Annotated in this window: 14 protein-coding genes; 12 read left to right on the top strand and 2 right to left on the bottom strand. The window is 43.8% G+C overall.

What is annotated here, in order from left to right; genetic code table 11:
- Positions 1-9: 9 nt before the first annotated feature.
- On the bottom strand, positions 10-1,773 hold the full coding sequence (locus TES5_RS07325; protein ID WP_068561218.1) for a glycoside hydrolase family 13 protein: 1,764 nt from the start codon (positions 1,771-1,773) through the stop codon (positions 10-12).
- 297 nt (positions 1,774-2,070) lie between these two features.
- Here TES5_RS07325 and TES5_RS07320 point away from each other — a divergent pair, with 297 nt between their 5' ends.
- From TES5_RS07320 to TES5_RS07265, 12 genes are all read left to right on the top strand, one after another.
- Entirely contained in the window at positions 2,071-3,345 is a 1,275-nt protein-coding gene (locus tag TES5_RS07320) for an extracellular solute-binding protein (protein WP_068561217.1), read from the top strand.
- A gap of 76 nt (positions 3,346-3,421) precedes the next feature.
- A complete protein-coding gene (locus tag TES5_RS07315) occupies positions 3,422-4,771 on the top strand; it encodes a carbohydrate ABC transporter permease (RefSeq protein WP_068561306.1) in 1,350 nt (449 codons plus the stop codon).
- A gap of 4 nt (positions 4,772-4,775) precedes the next feature.
- Positions 4,776-5,648, top strand: a complete 873-nt coding sequence (locus TES5_RS07310; RefSeq protein ID WP_068561216.1) for a sugar ABC transporter permease — start codon at positions 4,776-4,778, stop codon at positions 5,646-5,648.
- 197 nt (positions 5,649-5,845) lie between these two features.
- Positions 5,846-6,196: a type II toxin-antitoxin system RelE/ParE family toxin gene (locus tag TES5_RS07305; RefSeq protein ID WP_068561215.1), complete on the top strand. Its 351-nt coding sequence runs from the start codon at positions 5,846-5,848 to the stop codon at positions 6,194-6,196.
- A gap of 4 nt (positions 6,197-6,200) precedes the next feature.
- Positions 6,201-6,479 (top strand): helix-turn-helix domain-containing protein, encoded by a 279-nt coding sequence (locus TES5_RS07300; protein ID WP_232309321.1) that lies wholly within the window; start codon positions 6,201-6,203, stop codon positions 6,477-6,479.
- Between the two features lie 212 nt (positions 6,480-6,691).
- Positions 6,692-7,135 carry a DUF1186 domain-containing protein gene (locus TES5_RS15690; RefSeq protein ID WP_068561214.1) on the top strand — a complete coding sequence of 148 codons (444 nt, stop codon included), beginning with the start codon at positions 6,692-6,694 and terminating at the stop codon, positions 7,133-7,135.
- A gap of 31 nt (positions 7,136-7,166) precedes the next feature.
- Complete coding sequence (locus TES5_RS15555) at positions 7,167-7,907, top strand: DUF1186 domain-containing protein (protein ID WP_255356052.1); 741 nt, start codon at positions 7,167-7,169, stop codon at positions 7,905-7,907.
- Between the two features lie 304 nt (positions 7,908-8,211).
- The gene (locus TES5_RS07285; RefSeq protein WP_068561212.1) at positions 8,212-9,045 is read left to right on the top strand and encodes an AraC family transcriptional regulator; all 834 of its coding nucleotides are present in this window, start codon (positions 8,212-8,214) and stop codon (positions 9,043-9,045) included.
- Between the two features lie 96 nt (positions 9,046-9,141).
- On the top strand, positions 9,142-10,452 hold the full coding sequence (locus tag TES5_RS07280; protein ID WP_068561211.1) for an alpha-glucosidase/alpha-galactosidase: 1,311 nt from the start codon (positions 9,142-9,144) through the stop codon (positions 10,450-10,452).
- A gap of 444 nt (positions 10,453-10,896) precedes the next feature.
- On the top strand, positions 10,897-11,592 hold the full coding sequence (locus tag TES5_RS07275) for a response regulator transcription factor (RefSeq protein WP_068561304.1): 696 nt from the start codon (positions 10,897-10,899) through the stop codon (positions 11,590-11,592).
- Positions 11,576-12,604, top strand: a complete 1,029-nt coding sequence (locus tag TES5_RS07270) for a sensor histidine kinase (RefSeq protein WP_232309320.1) — start codon at positions 11,576-11,578, stop codon at positions 12,602-12,604. Before TES5_RS07275 ends, TES5_RS07270 begins: the two co-directional genes overlap by 17 nt.
- A 120-nt stretch (positions 12,605-12,724) precedes the next feature.
- Positions 12,725-13,492, top strand: coding sequence for an ABC transporter ATP-binding protein (locus TES5_RS07265; protein ID WP_068561210.1), 768 nt, complete (start codon positions 12,725-12,727; stop codon positions 13,490-13,492).
- A 417-nt stretch (positions 13,493-13,909) separates the two neighbouring features.
- On the opposite strand, the gene TES5_RS07255 is transcribed toward TES5_RS07265, so the two are convergent.
- Positions 13,910-15,203 (bottom strand): IS1380 family transposase (locus TES5_RS07255; protein ID WP_068561208.1); only part of this gene is annotated, 1,294 nt, incomplete at its 5' end.

Genomic DNA, 15,203 nt, shown 5'->3' with positions numbered 1-15,203 from the left:
AGGCAGTGATTATTCTTTCATCAACACAAAACCTTTGCGCGCCAATTCGACAGCCCCGTCCGATACGTCCGCAAGGTTCGAGAACAAAGCCTCTCCGATCAGCTCGACCCGTGCCGTGTGCTCGCCGGTATTGAAGGCGCCGCGGATGACCTCGCCGCCCAGCATGCGCTCAAAGATGACTACGCCGGATTCTTCGGATACCTGGCGCCAATAAACAGTGCCTTCCGAAAGGATTTTTTGTTGCTCTTTGCGGATCCCGTTCAGTTCTTTCACGAAACGGTGCAGATCGCGATCCTGTTTTTCTTCTTCCCAGACCATGCACTTGCGGCAATCCGGGTCCATCCCGCCGGTCAAACCGATTTCATCCCCGTAGTACAGGCATGGAACGCCAGGTTGGATATAAGTGAATGCCATCGCTTGTTTCATGACGTCTTTGTCCTCGTTGGCTTCCGTCAATAGACGCGGTGTATCGTGGGAATCGAGGATATTGAATTGCATCTGGTTTGTCTGATTGCGGTAGAGCATCAGCTGGTTGTTCATTTCCGAAACCATTTTACTCAATGATAATTCATTCTTCACGAAATAACCCATAATCGCATCAGTGAAGGCGTAGTTCATCACGGCATGGAATTCGTCGCCCTGCAACCAGTTTTGGGAAGAATGCCAAATTTCGCCGAGAATGTAGAAATCTTTTTTGGCTTCATCGCAGACAATCCGGAATTTTTTCCAAAAAGCGTGATCGACTTCGTTCGCGACATCCAAACGCCAAGCGTCGATATCGAAAGCTTCGATCCAGTAACGGGCGATGTTCAGCAGATAATCCTGCACTTCCGGATTGGCCGTGTTCAGCTTCGGCATATGCGGGTTGGCGGCAAAGACATCGTAAGTGATGTCGTAGGCATCTTCGAAATTTTCACCGCGTTTGTAGGAAGCCGGAAACTCATTGATGTGGAACCAGTCGACGTATTGCGAATCTTCCCCGTGTGCAAGCACGTCCTGCCATTGCGGCGAAGAATCACCGATATGATTGAAGACGGCATCCAGCATGACTTTCATGCCGCGCTTGTGGCATTCTTCCACGAGTTTTTTGAAAGTTTCTGCATCGCCGAAAGCCGGGTCGATCTTCAGGTAATCGATCGTGTCGTATTTGTGGTTGGAAGAAGCTTCAAAAATCGGGCAGAAATAGATGCCGTTGATACCCAGGTCCTCCAAATAATCAAGCTTGTCGATGACCCCCTGCAGGTCGCCGCCGAAGAAGTTCTCGCGGCTTGGATCTGCCGAACCCCAGGCCAATGTGCCTTCCGGATCGTTGCTCGGATCCCCATTGGCAAAGCGTTCCGGAAAAATCTGATACCAAACTGTTTTTTTGACCCATTCCGGTGTTTTGTAGCGATCGACTTCATGGAAGAAGGGCATCCGAAAGTAGTTGTTCGGCATCCGCAAATAGTCTTCTTCTAATGGATAAACGCCGTGATCGCCGTAAAATACGGAAATCCCATCATGACCCTTCAAGGCGAATGCATAAGACAGGCGCTTTAAGGGTGCCGTGACTTCGACGAACCAGTAATCGTAAAGATCAGTGGAAAGGGTCTTGATCATCTGAAGCGGTTTGCGGAACCATTCTTCTTTGTCCAAAAAATAAGGATCCCCGTAAAGCAACCCCATCTCGCGGACGTCTCCACGAGCAGTACGCAGACGGACGTGCATCGTTTCTGGGTCATATAGGTAGGCAAATTCGCTTTCAGGGCGATGGTAAAGTGCGGAAGTGTTCATAGTAGTATCGGCTCCTTTTCATTCTTTGTTTTCCCATATTGTGTCACATCGCATAGTTGGATGCAAGAACTTTAAGCAATCGGTTGCATTTTGTTTTTTAGATGGAGAATGGCGTCCAATTGGTTTTTTTAAAGTGAGAAAGCTTTATATAACTATATAAGTGAACTTTTTCCACTGAAACAAACACCTTCGAATAATGAACCGTTTTCTTTTTTTGATAAAAAAAGCTTGACTATTAAAGCAATCGGTTGCATAATCAAACTTGTAAAGGAAATTCATTTCAAGGGGGACAAGTAAGTGAAAACGAATTGGAAAAAGTATTTTGGAAGCGGTTTAATCTTGGGGGCATCTGCTTTAATCTTGGGCGCATGCGGCGGCACAGCTGATACAAGCGATACAGGCTCAGCTGAAAACACATCCGGAGAAGTCGTTGTGGAAGGCGACGTCAAATTGTGGGTGGACACAGATCATGTGGAAGTCTTCAAAGGGATCGTAGCAGAGTTCGAAAAAGAATTCCCTGAAGTTACGGTTGAAGTGGCGGCAGGAAGCTCAGCTGATGCAAAGAAAGATGTCTCGAAAGATCCAAAAGCAGCGGCTGACGTTTTCATGATGCCGCACGACCAAGTCGGTCAAATGGCTGAAGCAGGTCTGTTATATCCGAACACAAAATATGCAGATGAAGTAAAAGCAAACAACGTGGAATCGGCTGTGGAAGGCGTAACGTGGAACGATGAGCTTTACGGCTACCCATACGGCGTTGAATCGCAAGTTCTCTACTATAACAAAGCGAAACTTACTGAAGACGATGTGAAGAGCTGGACGACATTGTCTGAAAAAGGCAAAATCGGCACAAACTTTGCTGAAGCCGGAGCCAACTATATCTTCGGACCGCTGTTCATGAGTAACGGCCTGTACTTGTACGGCGAAACCGGTGAAGATCCAAGCGGAACCAATTTCAACAGCGAAAAAGGTGCTGAAGTACTTGCATGGATCGCAGCTCAAAAGAACAATCCAGGCGTGATCCAGTCCGGTGCTGAAGCCTTAGCCAACTTGGAAGCAGGCGTTTCGGACGCATTCCTTTCCGGACCTTGGTCGAAAAATGATGTCACCAAAGCATTGGGCGAAAATATGGGCGTTGCGGCTTACCCGACAGTCGATTTCGGCAGCGGCGAAGTTCAGATGAAAGCTTTCTTGGGCGTCAAATTGTTTGCGGTAAACCAACAGACAGATGCGCCTTTAGCATCCATGGCTTTGGCGAACTACCTGTCCAATGAAACTTCCCAATTGATTGAATTCCAGGAAATGGGCGTAATCCCATCTAACAAAGTCGTTCAGGAATCAGCAGAAGTACAAGAAGACGTTGTTGCAAAAGCGGTCATGGAAATGTCCCAATCCACTCATTCAGTCGTAATGCCTAAAGTTCCAGAAATCGTTTCCTTCTGGCCAGCAATGGATGCCATCATCAACGATGCATACAAAGGCAACATCACAGCAGACGAATACATGAGTAAACTGGATAAATTGGTCGAAGACACATCCAAAGTAACAGAACCAGAAGAAGAAAAAGAATAAAAATTAAAAAGGGAGGGCGAAAGAGCACGCATCTTTCGTCCCTCTTATTTAAATGATGAAAGTGAGTGGGGAAGCCATGTTCAAGAAAAAAAGTTACGGCCAGCAGATGACCTTTCGGGAGTTGTTCAAAGAAGGGGATGTCGCAACAAAACTTTCCTTTGTTGTCATGGGAGCTGCCAATCTTGCCAATAAACAATACCTAAAAGGTTTGATTTTCCTGTTTTCGCAGATCGCCTTCTTCTATTGGCTGATCCGCAACGGACTGCGGGCGCTGTCCATGTTGGCGACGTTGGGTACCCAATCGCAAGGGCTCGTTTTTGACGAACGCTTGGGGATTGAAGTGCTGCAAGAGGGCGACAACTCGATGTTACTGCTATTATTCGGCATTGCTGCCATTGTGATTTGTTTGCTCTTTGTGGGTTTGTACATCATCAATCTGAAAAGCGCAAGGAATATCCATGAACTGAAGCAAGCAGGCAAAAAAATCCCGAGCACGATGGATGATTTGGCAAGTTTGTTGAATGAACGATTCCATGCTACCTTGATGACGATTCCGTTGTTGGGTGTACTTTTGTTCACGGTCCTGCCACTACTCTACATGATTTCGATCGCCTTCACGAACTATGACCACACGCATCTGCCGCCGAAAAACCTTTTTACCTGGGTCGGCTTTGTAAACTTCGGTAACGTCATTTCCGGAAATATGGCAGACACCTTCTTCCCGGTCTTGGGCTGGACGCTGATTTGGGCTACACTGGCAACAGTCACTTGCTTTTTCTTCGGCATCCTGCTGGCACTTTTGATCAATACTAAAGGCCTGAAATTCAAAGGCGTTTGGCGCACAATTTTCGTCACCACGATGGCCGTTCCGCAGTTTATTTCACTGTTGGTGATGCGTAATCTCTTGAATGGCGCGGGTCCCATCAACGCGACATTGTTGAACTTGGGCCTGATCGATTCAGCCATTCCATTTTTGACAGATCCGATTTGGGCAAAAATTACCGTCATTGTCGTCAACATGTGGATCGGGATTCCGGCAACGATGCTGGTTTCGACGGGGATCATCCAAAACCTGCCGACGGATCAGATCGAAGCAGCCCGGATCGATGGCGCCAACAAACTGCAGATTTTCAGGAACATCACTTTCCCGCAAATTCTGTTCGTGATGATGCCTGCGTTGATCCAACAGTTCATCGGCAACATCAACAACTTCAACGTCATTTTCCTGTTGACCGGAGGCGGACCTTCGAACTCCGACTTTTACGGCGCGGGTTCGACGGACTTGTTGGTTACGTGGCTATACAACTTGACGGTCAATACTATGGACTACAATTTGGCATCCGTAATCGGTATCCTGATCTTCATCCTGTCCGCAGTGTTCAGTCTGCTGGCTTACACAAGAACGAATTCATTCAAGGAGGGCTAAAAAAATGGCAAAAGTAAAGAAAACAACAGGATATAAAGCGCAACGGCGGTCTTCGCTGGCTACAGTCTATGCCGTCCTGGCTGTTCTGTCGGTCATTTGGCTATTCCCTATCGTATGGATCGTTTTGACCAGTTTCCGAGCAGAAGGCGGCGCGTTCGTTCCGTACATTATTCCAAAATCATTCACGTTGGATAACTACAGAATTCTTTTGCAGAACACAACCGGAAATTATCCGTTTGTGCGCTGGTTCCTGAACACGTTGTTTGTTTCCGTCATCAGTTGCATTCTGTCGACTTTCATCACAATCGCAATGGCGTACGCACTGTCGCGCCTGCGCTTCAAGATGCGGAAACCGTTCCTGAAAGTCGCGTTGGTCCTGAACATGTTCCCCGGATTCATGAGCATGATCGCCGTGTACTACATCCTGAAAGCCCTGAACCTGACGGAAAGCCTGCTTGCTTTGATTCTGGTCTATTCCGCCGGCTCGGCGCTAGGCTTCTACATCGCCAAAGGATTCTTCGACACGATCCCGATGGCATTGGATGAATCGGCCATGATCGACGGTGCCAACAAGTGGGAGATCTTCACAAAAATCACACTGCCGTTGTCCAAACCGATCATCGTGTACACGTCCTTGCTGGCTTTCATGGGACCATGGATGGATTTCATCTTCGCAAAAATCATCATGGGCGACAACATCCCGAACTACACGATCGCGATTGGGCTGTTCACGATGATGACCCGCACAACCGCGAACTCGCTATTCATGGCCTTCACCGCAGGCTGTGTGCTGATTGCCATCCCGATCACGATTCTGTTCATCTTCATGCAACGCTTCTATGTGGAAGGCGTGACTTCCGGATCAGTCAAAGGATAGGAATATATAGTGAAAAATCCCAAAAGGCGCTCTTGCCGGAGCGCCTTTTGGGATTTTCTGTAAGGCCGAGGTTTTCTGCCCGATGAATCTGGATAAATGAAAATAGGACAGGGGTTGCCTAGAGTCTGAGTTCATTTTCAAGGTGCTGAAGTTGAGGGGATATTTACTTTTAATCACTTATAAGTTATAATGAGGGTATGAAAAAATACAATTTTGATGTCTATGAAAAAGAAAACGGTGAAGCTCCCTTTTTGGTGTATTTAGATAGTTTGGATGTAAAATCCAGAGCTAAAGTATTACGCGCAATAACTATTGTGGAAGATTTTGGAGCGCAGTCTCCACCAGGGTATATCGATCACTTAGGCGATGGCATTTACGAACTTCGAGTGAAATTCTCAAGCAATATATTTAGATGCTTATATTTTCATTTTCACAATAATAAGTATATTATCACCCATGGTTTCACGAAAAAAACGCAAAAAACCCCGTCAAGAGAAATCACTAAATCTAAAGAGTATCGTAAAGACTACCTGGAAAGGAATGAGTAAAAAGATGGAAAATAAATTACAAAAATACTTTGATACCCAAATGGACACGCCAGAATTTGCTGAAGCATGGAGAGAAACCGAAGCCAGCTATCAAGCGGCAAACATTCTTTTGAAAATTAGAGCAGAAAAACAGTTAACCCAATCTGAATTAGCTAATCTAACTGGGAAAAAACAATCTTACATTGCCCGAGTTGAAAAAGGTGCTCAAAATATTAGTGTACAAACATTGAATGATATTGTGGAATCTGCAGGCGGAAAGTTAAAAATAGAAGTAGTCGTTTAAAATTGTGTGAATTCTGCAACCGCACATGAGAAAACACAAAGGGGCGGGGTTGTCTGTAAAAGAGACGGCCCCGTTTTTTTTGTCTTGCGTTGCTCTGCGTTTTTTTGGTAACGGTTTCTGATCAAGCGTGCTCCGGAAAGCAGGGGTATGGTAAACTGGATGTACATAAAAGGGCAGTTCCAAAAATCTATATCATTGGTGAGGTGTTGGTGATGGTGAGCGAAGAATTGAAAGAGGCTATGTTGGAAGTAGTGGATAATCAATTGAATGACAATGATCCAAAATGCACGACAGACACTTTTGAACGTCTTGTTGCTTCGGGATGCAGCCCGCAGGAAGCAAAAGAGCAGATTGCTGAAGTTCTTTTAGACAGGACGACTTCGAGTTTGGTAGCGGGAAAAGCGTTCGATGAAGAGGATTTCAGCAGGCGCTTGGATTATCTCAAGGGTAAAGGGAAGCAGCATCCGGACACTGATTACACCTCAAAAAACACGATGGATGAAATAGTGAAACGAATCGAATACATTCGCGGAACTGTTTTTCCTGAAGAGGAATTGAAGGAAATAATTGCCAGAAAAGAAGAAGCGATTCCTTTGTTGTTGAATATCTTAAGGCAGGTAAGGGATAACCCGGAAAAAATACATCAGCCGCCCTGACTATTTTGGTCATAATTATGCTATTTATTTGTTGGCGCAGTTCAGAGTTGAAGAAGCTTATCCGATCGTATTTGATATCTTCAGTCTGCCGAATGACATGGCGTTTGACTTGCTCGGAGACGTGATGACGGAAGCGGGTGGACGGATAATCGCTTCCCTTTGCGGAGATGATTTGGAATCCATAAAGAGAATGATCAATAATGAAGTAGTCGACGAGTACACCAGAGTTCAAGCCGTAAATGCCTTTGCTGTTTTGGCGATGAGCGGGGACATCCCAAGGGAAACGGTCATTGATTACTACAGAGAGCTCTTTCATACCCTTGACAACAGTACCATGCTCTCGATGTTGATAAATACCTGCGTTACTATCTACCCTGGAGAATTGTATGACGAAATCAAGGAAGCTTACAAAAACAATCCGGCGCATTCTGAAGTAGTCAGAACAAGTTCCGTGGATCGGGCAATGAAAAAAGGTAAAGCGGCAGTATTAGCGGATGCCTCAGACAATAAATACTTACATAAAATCGAGGATACGATCGCCGAATTGAGGGACTGGGGATGCTTCGAAAATGAGTATAATGATGAGTATGACGATTATGATGACGAAGAGGCCTTTTTTACAGATCTGTTTTTCGATCAGCTGATGAAAAACAATCCGGACTTCATTTCCCAAATAAAACGTACACCAATCGTAAACGAGCCGAAAATCGGCCGCAATGATCCTTGCCCTTGCGGGAGCGGCAAGAAATACAAGAAGTACTGCGGGAAATAAGGTACAAAATGGCAAAGAAATGTAGGGACCGGAATGATTTAGCACGCCAACCCGCTTTGAAGGGTTTTTCGGACCGGATTCGATCAGAAATAACCTTCCAAAGCCGCTTTGGAAGGTTATTTCGGTGGGGAACTCTCTGTTTTCCTTGCCATCCTGTATTCGTGATCAGCTGGTAGCCGTTGTTGCGGATATCGGCCCGTTTTACCGGTGTATCTGATCCTTTTCTGTCACCGTTAGCAGGTGTTGTGCTAAAATCTACCTATACAAATATACCGATAAATAAACAGATAACAGAGGATACCCGATGAGCGAAAAACTATTGAAGGATCTATTTTTTAAAGAATACTATTTCTCGGATTTTTATTTTTTCAATGTGGGATACGAAAAGTGCCAGAGCAAGCATCGTTTTGGGCCTTCGTTACGGGACAACTACATCGTGCATTTTGTGATCAGTGGAAAAGGGCGGTATACCGTGAATGATACAACGCATCATTTGGGTACTGGTGATTTTTTTCTGATCCGTCCGAATGAACTGGTCGATTACGAAGCGGATGTGCAAGATCCATGGGAATACTATTGGATCGGATTTTCGGGCACCAAAGTGAAAGAAATCCTGCATACGAACGGGATCGGAGCCAAAGACTATATCGGTCAAGTTGGCGCACAAAAAGAGCTGCAGGAGAAATTCGCGCATTTCATGGAAGCCGATTTTTTTGATGATGCCAAAAAACTGGCGAATCAGGCGCTCTTCTATGACATATTTTCATTCTTCAAAATCCATAATGAAAATATGGAAATGGGGGTCCGCATCAGCCGAACAAAAAAATACAGTGAAGCTTTTTTGTTGTATGTGGGAAATAATTATTATCGCGAGGATCTGACGATCGAAGAAATTGCGAAATCGATGTACCTCCACCCAGCCTATTTCAGCCAGGTAATCAAGGAGGAGTTAGGCTTGACCGCCCTCAAATATTTGAATCTATACCGCATGAACAAAGCTAGCCAGTTGTTGAAAACAACGGAATTGTCGGTGGAGCAAATAGCAAGCGCGGTAGGATACCAGAACCGGCACTCTTTTACACGGGCCTTCAAAAACAGATTCCAAAGTTCCCCGACCCGGTATAAGCTCGAAAAATAAGACCTGAAAAATTGTACCCTGAAGCTAAAACCATGCCCTTCTTATTCAGTGAGAATAGCCTATACTGAAGACATCAAAAGGAAAAGGAGCATGAACATGGTCAAAATTTGTTTTATCGGTGCAGGCAGCACAATCTTCGCAAAAAACGTTTTAGGGGATGCGATGTTGACGTCTAGTCTCCAGGATGCAGAAATTGCATTGTACGATATTGATGAAAACCGATTGAAAGAATCCGAACTGATGCTTCAGACCATCAACAAAAACTCGAATCAAAGCCGCGCAAAAATACAATCTTTCAGCGACAGAAAAGAAGCTTTGAAAGATGCGAATTTTGTCATCAATGCGATCCAAGTGGGCGGCTACAAGCCGAGCACTGTGATTGATTTTGAGATTCCTAAAAAATACGGCTTGCAGCAGACAATCGGGGACACTACCGGTATCGGCGGGATCTTCAGAGGATTGCGCACACTTCCGGTGATGTTCGACATCGCCAAAGACATGGAAGAGGTTTGTCCAGATGCCTGGTTATTGAACTACACCAATCCGATGGCTATTTTGACGATGGGCATGCTGAAAGCGACGAAGATCAAAACGGTCGGCTTGTGCCACAGTGTCCAAGTCTGTGTGCCGGAATTATTCGAACATCTGGGCATTAAAGATCAATACAATCTGGATGAATTCCAATGGAAAATCGCCGGCATCAACCACATGGCTTGGCTGCTGGAAATTAACCGGAACGGAAAAGATTTCTACCCTGAAATCCGCAGACTGGCTTCAGAAATAGCCAATCCGCATAAGGATTCTGTGCGCTTTGAATTGATGAAACACTTCGGCTACTACATCACAGAATCCAGCGAGCATAACGCAGAGTACCATCCTTACTTCATCAAAAAGAATTATCCGGAATTGATAGAGCAGCTGCAGATCCCGATCGATGAATACTTGAGAAGATGCGTTGATCAAATCGCAGGCTGGGAAACGCAAAGAGACGAGATCGTCAATGACGGTTCGTTGGAACACACAAGAAGTCGCGAATATGCCTCTTATATTATGGATGCGATTACAACCGGAACGCCGACTGTGATTGCAGGGAATGTTTTGAATAAGGGGCTAATCACTAATTTGCCGGAAAATTGCTGTGTGGAAGTTCCGTGTTTGGTGGACAAGAATGGCGTCCAACCTACCTATGTAGGCAACCTTCCTACGCAACTGGCCGCATTGGACCGGACAAACATCAATGTCCAGGAGTTGACGGTTGAAGCCGCAATGACACTTGAAAAAGATAAAATCTATCAAGCGGCATTGATGGATCCGCATGCGAATTCGGAACTGTCCATTTCCGAAATAAAAGCAATGGTGGACGAATTGATCGCTGCCCATGGCGATTATCTGCCGGCTTATAAATAAAACAGTGCCTGCGAATCGCTCTCCTGCTTCAGGTTGTCCGATATTTTGCGATTATCGGACAAGCAGGACAGCGTAGTCTGCGTAGATGTCCGATTCTATAGAGTTATCGGACAAGCATGCCGGTATAGTCATCCTGGATGTCCGATTCTATGAAGTTATCGGACATCCGTGTCACAATAAGCTACCTAAATGTCCGATTCTTCGCAATTATCGGACACCCCCCAAAAAGAATAACGCCCAACCAAAGCTGCCTCGTCAACGAGACAGCTTTTTCTCTGTACTCATCCACACTAAAAATTATACAGCCATATTTTGTTAGTGGGATGCTTATCTTGTGAAATAATTGAACAGTCAAAATGGTTACTAAGTCCAAGGTCCAATAGGCTAACGGGAATTAATCCTGTATAGTAGAAGCAACGAATGAAGGATGAGTAGGTGAATAGGTTGATGAAGATTATGATTATTGAAGATGATTTAGTGATTGCCTCAAGTTTGCAGGAAGAGTTGATGAAATGGCAATACGATGCCTTCTATGTCACCGATTTTAATGACGTAATGAACACATTTACACAGGAAGCACCCCAATTGGTCTTGATAGATATTAAACTTCCGTACTTTAACGGGTATTATTGGTGTACGGAAATTCGTAAAATCTCTCAAGTACCCATTATTTTTGTTTCTTCACAGAGCGAACGAATGGATATTGTAATGGCGATACAAATGGGAGCAGATGATTTTATCAGTAAGCCCTTTGATTTAACTGTTGCTTTAGCAAAAATACAGGCATTGTTGCGGAGAACCTATGACTTTACCGGCAATGACATTTATTTGAGTCATCGGCAGGTACATCTGAAGACAAGTGAATTAAAGGTTCAATACCAGGATCAGGAAGTAGAATTAACCAAAAATGAAATGAAAATTTTAGAAGTCCTCTTTCTGCAAAAAGGGGCCTTTGTTTCCCGAGAGGCCATCATGATGAAACTATGGGAAAATGATTCCTTTATTGATGACAATACATTAGCTGTCAACATCAATCGCTTACGCAAAAAACTTGCAGAAATAAATGTAACTTCCTTTATTGTCACGAAAAAAGGATTTGGATATGGACTTCAGAAGGACGAGCATGATGAAACAAAATAAGAAATGGGCAGACATTTTGATAGCTTTTATTAAAGCCGAACGCTCTTTGATGATCCTATATATGCTTAACGTCATGGTGTTCAGTCTCGTCTATATATTGGGACGATTGCCACTCTTTTTTTTGCTATTCGCTATCGAGCTTTCTTTGTTTTTAGGCAGTTGTTTTTTCGCATTTCAATTTTCGAGGTATTACAAGCGGTTTCGATTACTGGAACGCCTGGATAAAGATCCAATCCATGCGCTGAAACAATTAGCTGCTAGCCAAGACCCAAGTGAAGCTTTTCTTCGTCTTAAAATCGTAGACTTAATCAAAGAGATCCAACAAATCGAAAGAAATAATGTGCAGAGAAGCAATTCTCAGATGGATTATTTTACCTTGTGGCTGCATCAGATCAAAACACCCATTTCAGCCATCAGCTTATTGATGCAACGAGATAGTCAAATGAATTATCGGAACCAAATGGAACAAGAGCTGCTACGGATTGAAAATTATACACATATGGCATTGAATTATGTGAGAATTGAACAAAGTGGTACAGATTTGGATTTTGCAGATGTTTCGCTCGATCGCGTAATCAAAGAGACGGTAAAAAAATTTTCTATTTTGTTTATTTACAATCATATCCAATTAGACTATCAAGAGACAGCAGCAATTATCTTGTCAGATGAGAAATGGCTGCGTGTTCTGGTTGAGCAAATTCTTTCCAATAGTTTGAAATATACGCCCGAAGGTGGCACCATCAAGATTTACATGAGCCCCACACAAGAGCAGCAGCTCATTATTGAAGATACAGGTATTGGTATCCGTTCTGAAGACTTACCGCGCATATTTGAACGGGGTTATTCAGGATTTAATGGAAGGATACATGAGAAGTCAACGGGTCTGGGATTGTTTCTGAGTCAGGAAATTACAAAACGTTTGGGACATGACCTAAGGATCGAATCAACTTTAGGAAAAGGCACCAAAGTAACGATTGATTTAGCCAGAGAATCGTTACTGAGGGACCAGTGATGGGTAAACTTACAAAACTGTAAGGTTAAACGGCCATTTGTAAGAAAAGATAAAAGCAGACGCCGTTCATTTTTATTAAACTAGTAATAGGGACAGAGAAATGAACAGGAGGCAACGAACATGACATTATTAGAAGTGAAGCATTTAAAGAAGACGTATACGGGAAGATTTTCCACACAGGAAGTCCAAGCCTTAAAAGATATAAATTTTTCAGTTAAAAAAGGAGAATTCGTTTCTATCATGGGTGAATCGGGTTCAGGAAAAACAAGCTTGTTGAACATTTTGGCAACACTGGATACGGCCACTGCCGGTGAAGTAATGCTGGAAGGCAGAGACCTGACAGAGATCAAAGACAGTGAGATTTCTGATTTTCGCAGAGACTACCTAGGATTTGTTTTTCAAGACTTTAACTTGTTGGATAATTTTTCAATAAAAGACAACATTTTATTGCCACTAGTATTATCCAATACTCCCGTACCTGAAATGGAGAATCGTTTGATGCCCATCATCAAAAAAATGAACATCGATGGACTGGTCAATCATTATCCTTATGAAGTTTCCGGGGGACAAAAACAGCGCGCAGCGGTCGCTCGGGCTTTGATCACAAATCCGGCCTTATTGCTTGCAGATGAACCCACTGGAGCGTTGGATTCAAAATCGAGCCAAAATCTATTGGAAACCTTTGAAGCAATTAATAATGCGGGACAAACGATTATCATGGTTACTCACAGTACAAGGGTTGCAGCCTACTCGAGCCGTGTATTGTTTATTCAAGATGGTGAAGTGTATCATGAGATTTACCGTGGCGAACAGACACCGGATCAGTTTATGGACAAGATCTCGCAAGCATTGGTTGTTTTGGCAAACAGAGGTGAGCAACATGAATAAATTTTTTTTTTCAAAGCTTGCCTTGCGCAATCTTAAATCCAATAAGCAAATTTATTCACCTTATATTCTGGCCTCAATTGCAACGGTAGCGATGTTTTACATGATGGTCGCATTAAGGGGAAATAAATTTATCCAAACCAGATCGGATACGTTGTCTTTGCTTTTCGCTTTAGGGGCTATAGTCGTTGGGGTGTTTTCCTTTATATTTATTTTGTATCCTGAATTATTCATACCACACCAAATCTTGATATGAATAACCCTATTTCATCTGCAATATTGGATTTTTCGCGGAGTTGTTATTTCTTTCCTTTCAAAACGTCTCTTAGAGACGAAAAGAAGCACGGAATGCGATTGTTATTGTGTTTTAGGGCATACTAATCCCTTTGTTCGAACGATTTTTTTTAAATTAACGGGGACTCACCAAGACAAGGATTGAATTTGCCGTAGGATATGAAAAAATTCATCTTGGTAGACATGATGGGTGCTGAGTTTTAGTATCATGCGTCTTCCGCTGTGGATCAGTTTCCCAGCAATCTTGAAAAACCGAAGACGAATACTTTGTATCTGTAGGCCTTTGGCCTTTTCCGGGAAAGCTAGTGTGCGTATGAAATTGTTGATGTTGTAGGAAAGCAAGCTAACCATCATGCGAACAGCATTCTCCAAGAAATGAGAACTGTCTGTCTTATCGAAGAAGAAACCATTCTTCGCTTCTTTGATGAAATTCTCCATGGTACCTCTCTTCCAATACGTTTGATAGACTTGTTCAGCCGAGACAGCATTGGATAGATTGGTGATAATGAATTCATGGTGAAAAATTAGTTCATTAGCTGCCCTGACGGAACGAACACAAACCCTACGGTCATGCTTCCAAGTGCTGGCTTGATAGCGAGTCGAGTAGAAATGTTCTTCGCGCTGACTCCATTCGGTCTCATCCCCAACTTGAACAAACTCCTCTGCCATTTTGAATAAGCGGCGATTTCGCTTGAGTCGAATGACGTACTGATGCTCTTTTTCTTCACAGAGGTCATACAGTTCCGGCGCTGCAAAGCCACTATCTGCGCGGACAAGAATGGTGCTGACTGGAACAGTCTGATTATAGTGTTCAAGAAGCGGATTCAAAAAATCGGCTACCCCGGTTGAGCAGTAGGTGTTTCCGGAACGCAGTTCCGCCTTCAGAAAATCCTTGGACAGACCATCGAAGGCAACGAGCGGATGATAACCGGTTGTTTGATAATGTCTGTTGAAGGCCGTTTCTTCTTGGTTGCCGTAGGTGTCACTATAGGTGGAATCCAAATCCAATACCATTTCTGTTGCATTACGTTGTATACGTACCTTATCCAGCATCGCTTGATTGAGTGCTTGGAGTTGCACAAGTGCATCGGGACTCTCACTGATGCGATCCCAAAAACGCGAAAGCGAAGGCTGTGAAGCCAATGTACTTTTCTCAAGCATCTGTTGGAAGAAAGGATCCTGGCGTAAGATGTTGGCAGATGCATCGGTATCATAGCCTGCAATTAATTGGAAAATCAGTTGTTCAAGGATGGTTTCATTCGAATGTGTAGGTGAGAGACGGGAGTCTTGAAAATGAAGCTCTTTCTCCATCAACTGTTCGAATCCGATTGAATGAAGGAATTCTTTAACCAAAATGAGACCAGCATCCGTGGAGAGATTACCTCCAGTATTTGTAACCGTCATTTTTTGATTGAATTTT

The organism is Trichococcus sp. ES5, from assembly GCF_900067165.1.
Lineage (GTDB): Bacteria > Bacillota > Bacilli > Lactobacillales > Aerococcaceae > Trichococcus > Trichococcus flocculiformis.
This window is presented reverse-complemented; position numbering and strand designations above follow the sequence as displayed.

Excerpts from the sequence above, each read along its gene's own strand:
- TES5_RS15690 (WP_068561214.1), top strand. The coding sequence starts at position 6,692 with ATGGTGAGCGAAGAATTGAAAGAGGCTATGTTGGAAGTAGTGGATAAT.
- TES5_RS07315 (WP_068561306.1), top strand. The coding sequence starts at position 3,422 with ATGTTCAAGAAAAAAAGTTACGGCCAGCAGATGACCTTTCGGGAGTTG.
- TES5_RS07325 (WP_068561218.1), bottom strand. The coding sequence starts at position 1,773 with ATGAACACTTCCGCACTTTACCATCGCCCTGAAAGCGAATTTGCCTAC.
- TES5_RS07270 (WP_232309320.1), top strand. The coding sequence starts at position 11,576 with ATGATGAAACAAAATAAGAAATGGGCAGACATTTTGATAGCTTTTATT.
- TES5_RS07310 (WP_068561216.1), top strand. The coding sequence starts at position 4,776 with ATGGCAAAAGTAAAGAAAACAACAGGATATAAAGCGCAACGGCGGTCT.
- TES5_RS07300 (WP_232309321.1), top strand. The coding sequence starts at position 6,201 with ATGGAAAATAAATTACAAAAATACTTTGATACCCAAATGGACACGCCA.
- TES5_RS07305 (WP_068561215.1), top strand. The coding sequence starts at position 5,846 with ATGAAAAAATACAATTTTGATGTCTATGAAAAAGAAAACGGTGAAGCT.
- TES5_RS07265 (WP_068561210.1), top strand. The coding sequence starts at position 12,725 with ATGACATTATTAGAAGTGAAGCATTTAAAGAAGACGTATACGGGAAGA.
- TES5_RS07280 (WP_068561211.1), top strand. The coding sequence starts at position 9,142 with ATGGTCAAAATTTGTTTTATCGGTGCAGGCAGCACAATCTTCGCAAAA.
- TES5_RS07285 (WP_068561212.1), top strand. The coding sequence starts at position 8,212 with ATGAGCGAAAAACTATTGAAGGATCTATTTTTTAAAGAATACTATTTC.